The organism is Nocardiopsis salina YIM 90010, from assembly GCF_000341025.1.
Taxonomy (GTDB): Bacteria; Actinomycetota; Actinomycetes; order Streptosporangiales; family Streptosporangiaceae; genus Nocardiopsis; species Nocardiopsis salina.
Genome location: NZ_ANBF01000150.1, coordinates 1 through 4746 on the forward strand (window position 1 = coordinate 1; position 4746 = coordinate 4746).

General features: G+C 69.1%; 5 protein-coding genes. 4 read left to right on the forward strand and 1 reads right to left on the reverse strand.

Annotation, left to right across the window (positions count from 1 at the left end; genetic code table 11):
• The coding region (locus D474_RS0116745) for an alpha/beta fold hydrolase (protein ID WP_017614694.1) at positions 1 to 446 on the reverse strand (446 nt) is incomplete at its 3' end.
• 142 nt (positions 447 to 588) lie between these two features.
• Here D474_RS0116745 and D474_RS31120 point away from each other — a divergent pair.
• The 4 genes from D474_RS31120 to D474_RS0116760 all read left to right on the forward strand — a co-directional run.
• Positions 589 to 798 (forward strand): hypothetical protein, encoded by a 210-nt coding sequence (locus D474_RS31120; RefSeq protein ID WP_083931853.1) that lies wholly within the window; start codon positions 589 to 591, stop codon positions 796 to 798.
• A gap of 163 nt (positions 799 to 961) precedes the next feature.
• Complete coding sequence (locus tag D474_RS0116750) at positions 962 to 3853, forward strand: DUF4040 family protein (RefSeq protein ID WP_017614695.1); 2892 nt, start codon at positions 962 to 964, stop codon at positions 3851 to 3853.
• Positions 3850 to 4158, forward strand: coding sequence for a sodium:proton antiporter (locus tag D474_RS0116755; RefSeq protein ID WP_017614696.1), 309 nt, complete (start codon positions 3850 to 3852; stop codon positions 4156 to 4158). The genes D474_RS0116750 and D474_RS0116755 overlap by 4 nt, the downstream gene beginning before the upstream one ends.
• Positions 4155 to 4746 (forward strand): proton-conducting transporter transmembrane domain-containing protein (locus D474_RS0116760; RefSeq protein WP_017614697.1); only part of this gene is annotated, 592 nt, incomplete at its 3' end. The genes D474_RS0116755 and D474_RS0116760, both read left to right, overlap by 4 nt.

The window sequence follows — 4746 nt, forward strand, 5'->3', positions numbered from 1 at the left end:
ACCCGGTCCGAGGGCGTGGAGTCCAGGAGCATCGCCGCGCCCAGGGAGTGGCCGAGCACCAGCACCGGCCCGTCGGTGATCTTCGGCAGGAGTTCGTCGAACCACGCACCGTAGGCGGCCATCCGGTCGCCCTTGGGACGCACGTCCCCGCTCAGGCCAGGCTGCCCGGGCGGGTCCGCGCTGATCACCGGGCGGTCGGCGGCCAGCACGCGCAGGACCTCGATGTTGGTGGCGGTGTTGAGGTTGAGCCCCGGCAGCATCACCACGGGCATGCCCTCGCCCCCGGGCGACCGGAAAGCGCGTGTGGGGCCCAGGGAGGTCTCGACCACCGGAAGGTGTTCCAGCTCGGGCCAGGCGGCGAGGCGCTCCTCGCACCAGGAACGGATCGCCTCCGCGCCGGTGGGGGTGCGGTAGATGTGGGTGCCTCGGGGCGCACTCTCGGTCATCACAATCGACCATCATCCCATTTCATCCGGCCTCTGGCTACAGAGACCGGGGCCTTGTGACGGGTGCGACGCCCGCTTCATCCGGTCACGCGTGATTGGTAGAGTTCCGGCGACGTTCACACGAGACCGGTGAGGAGGGACGATGGTCACCACGCACAGCCATGGTCGGCATCGTGCGCGTACCTCCTACCGCTCTCCGCGCGCCGCCCACGCGACGCGGCGCAGCCGGTTCGCAGAGGCCGAGAAGCCCCCGGTCGGCAACTGCCGTCCGCACGGCACCAACGGCTACACGACCTCTTGGGGCACCAATGCCCACGGCGAGCTCGCCGCCTGCCCGCCGGGATGCCGCTGATCCCCCCACCCTCGACCACCGTCGGAGTACCGGACGACGGTACGTGCTGCCCGGTGGTTCCGCTATCGACGCACCATCATCCCGCCACTGCCCTGACCACGTGTGCCTCCGGGCGCCGCTGTGTCGTCTAGGGCGTGGTGGCAAGTTGTGAAAGGACAGTGGCGTGGTGCTGCTGACTTTGATCCTGGTGCTCGCGGCGACAGTACTGAGCATCCCGCTGGTAGAGCGCTTCATGGGGCGTGACACCGGCTGGTTCGCTGCGGCGGTCATGACCGCTGTGACCGTACTGGTCGCCGCGCAGGCACCCCAGATCCTCGGCTCCGGAGAGGCCCTGACCTACTCCGTGCCCTGGATGCCGCAGATCGGCGTGGAGTTCCACCTGCGCATGGACACCCTCGGGTGGATGTTCACCCTCCTGGTGACCGGCGTGGGCGCGCTCATCATGGCCTACTCGGCCCGGTACTTCCCCAAGGGGCGCAGGCTCGGTTTCTACTTCCTCATGACCCTCTTCGCGTTCGCCATGACGGGTCTGGTGCTGGCCGACGACGTCGTGCTGCTCTTCGTGTTCTGGGAGCTCACGACCATCGCGTCCTTCTACCTCATCGGACTCTCCGGGCCCAGTGCCGACCGGCCGGCGATCCGCACGTTCCTGCTCACCGCGATGGGCGGGCTCGCGCTCTTGGGTGCTGTCTCCTTGCTGGTGGTCCGAACGGGAACCACCCAGTTGAGCGCGATCCTGGCCGACACCGCGTGGACCCAGGAGCCCGTGTTCGTCTCCTCGGTCGCGCTGCTCGTCATCGTGGCCGTCTTCACCAAGTCGGCGCAGTTCCCCTTCCACTACTGGCTGCCCGACGCGATGGCCGCCAGCACGCCCGTCAGTGCGTACCTGCACGCCGCAGCGATGGTGAAGGCCGGCATCTACCTGGCCATGCGGTTCACGCCCGCTTTCGCGGACGTGCTCGTGTGGAACGCCGCGCTCATCGGCCTCGGCCTGACCACGGCCGTGATCGGCGCGGTCTTCGCCCTGCAACAGCACGACCTCAAACGCCTGGCCGCCTACTCCACCGTCAGCCAACTCGGCCTGCTCATCGCCATCATCGGTGTGGGCACGCCCGAGGCGCTGGTGGCCGCAGCCACGCACACCGTCGCACACGCACTGTTCAAGTCGGCGCTGTTCATGGTGGTCGGTCTGGTCGACCACGAGGCGGGCACCCGAGACCTGCGCGACTTGGGCGGTCTCGCCAAGAAGATGCCCGTCACCGCGGGGATCGCGACTCTGGCGGCGCTGTCCATGGCGGGCATCCCGCCGCTGCTGGGCTTCGTCAGCAAGGAGTACCTGTTCGCCGGGCTCCTGGAGGCCCCCGGCGGCCCGTGGGCCGGCGTGCTCGCCGGGGCGGTGGCCGTGGGCGCAGCCGCGTTCACCTTCGCCTACTCCTTCCGGTTCGTGCACGGTGCGTTCTTCGGTGAGCCCCGAGGGGACCGCAGGGCCGAGCAGAGCGGCGTGCACGAGGCCCCCCTGGCCTTCTGGGCCCCGGCCGGCCTCACCGCGCTCGGCGGCGTGGTCCTCGGCCTGGCAGTTCCGGTCCTGGACCCCCTCGTCAACGGGGTCGCCGAGGACACCACCCACACCGCTGCCGACGCGTACCTGTTGCTCTGGCACGGGTTCAACCCCGAGCTGGCGATGTCCGCACTGGCCATCGGGCTCGGTGCGCTGCTGGTGTGGCGCACCGCCTCCGGGGAGTCCTACGCCGGGCGTCCGCTGCTGCCGCTCGACGGCCCCTCGGCCTTCGAGCGCATCCACGGGGGCGCGATCCGTACCGGGCGCCGGGTCGGCGACCTGACCCGCACCGACTCGATCGCATTCCACCTGGGTGTTCCGGTGATCACGATCCTCGTGCTCGCTGCGGCGGTCCTGACCATCGGGCTGGATCTGCCACCGGTGGCCGGGCAGACCTCCGAGCCACTGGACTGGCTGGGGGNGCTCGGCGCGGCCGTGACCAGTTCCCGGCTCGGGGCGCTGGCCCTCATCGGGGTCGCCGGGTTCACGACGGCGCTCTGGCTGTTCTTCCTGGGCGCCTTCGACGTGGCTCTGACACAGCTGCTCGTCGAGGTTCTGACGGTCGTGGTCGCGGTCCTGGTGCTGCGGCGCCTTCCCCGGAGCTTCCACAAGGTCTCCCGCAAGCGCTCCACACTCACGGCGCTGCTCGCTGTCGCCACCGGTCTCGTGGCCGGTGCGGCGACGTTCGCGCTCACGGGGCGCCGGGAGATCTCGCCGGCGGCGGAGTACTTCCTCCACAACGCGCCGGAGGACACCGGCGGCGACAACGTCGTCAACACGATCCTGGTCGACTACCGGGCGTTCGACACCCTGGGCGAACTCGTCGTGCTCGGCGTGGCCGGGCTCATCATCATCGCGGTGCTCAGAAGCAGCGGGCTGCTCCCTGTCCACCAGGCGCGCAAGATCGCCGTGCAGGTGTCCAACCCGGCCTTCGGCTCGGCTCCGAACACCGTGCTGATGCGTACGGTCGCGAAGTTCCTGCTGCCACTTCTGGTGATCTGGTCGCTCTACCTGCTGGCGCGGGGCCACAACGAGCCCGGCGGCGGCTTCATCGGCGGTCTCGTCGGTGGTTCGGCCTTCGCCCTGCTCTACCTGGCAGCCTCCAGCGACTCGGCGGCCAAGATCCGGCTGGCCTACCCGGCCATCATCGGCAGCGGCATCCTCATCGCTCTGGGCTCGGGCCTGCTCGGCTTCTTCGAGGGGTCCTTCCTGCTCCCGCTGCACGCCGAGATCCCGTTGCCCGGCGGCGACTACTACCACTTCACAACGGCTCTGATCTTCGACGTCGGTGTCTACCTCGCCGTGGTGGGCGTGCTCCTGGCCGCCCTCAACGAACTGGGTCTGGACAGCGACGGCGGGGTCGGGGAACCGGCCGCCCCGACGCAACGTCCCGACGGGTCGGCAGGCCGGAGCGGCGACGGTGACGCCCCCGTTCCCGAGAGGACCGGAGCCACCGACGACCGCGCGGACACAACCAACACCGGAGGTGCCCGATGACCCTGGCTGTCACTGTCGCGATCATGGTCGCCGGAGGCGTCTACCTGATGCTGCAGCGCGGCATGGTCCGTATCGTGCTCGGTCTCCTGCTGGTCGGCCACGCGGCGAACCTGATGCTCATGTCCGCGGGCGGTGTCTTCCGCCGCGACCAGCCTCTGTTGGGTACCAACCCGCCCGATTGGGCAGGCGACCCGCTGCCCCAGGCGTTCGTACTCACAGCGATCGTGATCGCGTTCTCCATCGCGATCTACATGCTCACCCTCGCCGCCTCCGGTAGCGACGACGACACAGAGGACGCATCATGAACACCGCGCTTCTGCCGATGTTCGCCGGGCTGCCCTTGGCCATGGCAGGTCTGCTCGCCGTGGTCACCCCGCGCGGATGGCTGCGCACGACACTCTTCCTGAGCCCGGGTGCCCTGGGGTTGGCAGCCTCTTCCTATCTGCTGTGGCTCACACGGGGCGGCGAGGTCTTCTCCCACAACGTGGCCCTGTGGGACGACGGGATCGCCATCCCGTTCGTTGCGGACGCCTTCAGCGCCCTCATGATCTGGACCAGCTCACTTCTGGTGGTGGTCTGCTCGTGGTTCGCTGCTACCACCGGCGACCACATGAAGCCCTACTTCCCCGCGCTGGTGCTCGTGCTCTACGCGGGTGTGGTCGGTGCCGTCCTGACCGGGGACCTGTTCAACCTGTTCGTGTTCATCGAGGTCATGCTCATCCCGTCCTACGGGCTCCTGGCCATGGTGGGCGCCCTCGGGAGGCTCCGGGCGGGGCGGATCTTCGTCACCGTCAACCTGCTGACATCGACGATCTTCCTGATGGGTGTCGCGCTGGTCTACGGTGCGGCCGGAACCGTGCACGTGGGTGAGCTGGCCGGGGCGGCTGCCGAGT

Coding starts and splice junctions, on each gene's coding strand:
- D474_RS31120 (WP_083931853.1), top strand. CDS start 589: ATGGTCACCACGCACAGCCATGGTCGGCATCGTGCGCGTACCTCCTAC.
- D474_RS0116755 (WP_017614696.1), top strand. CDS start 3,850: ATGACCCTGGCTGTCACTGTCGCGATCATGGTCGCCGGAGGCGTCTAC.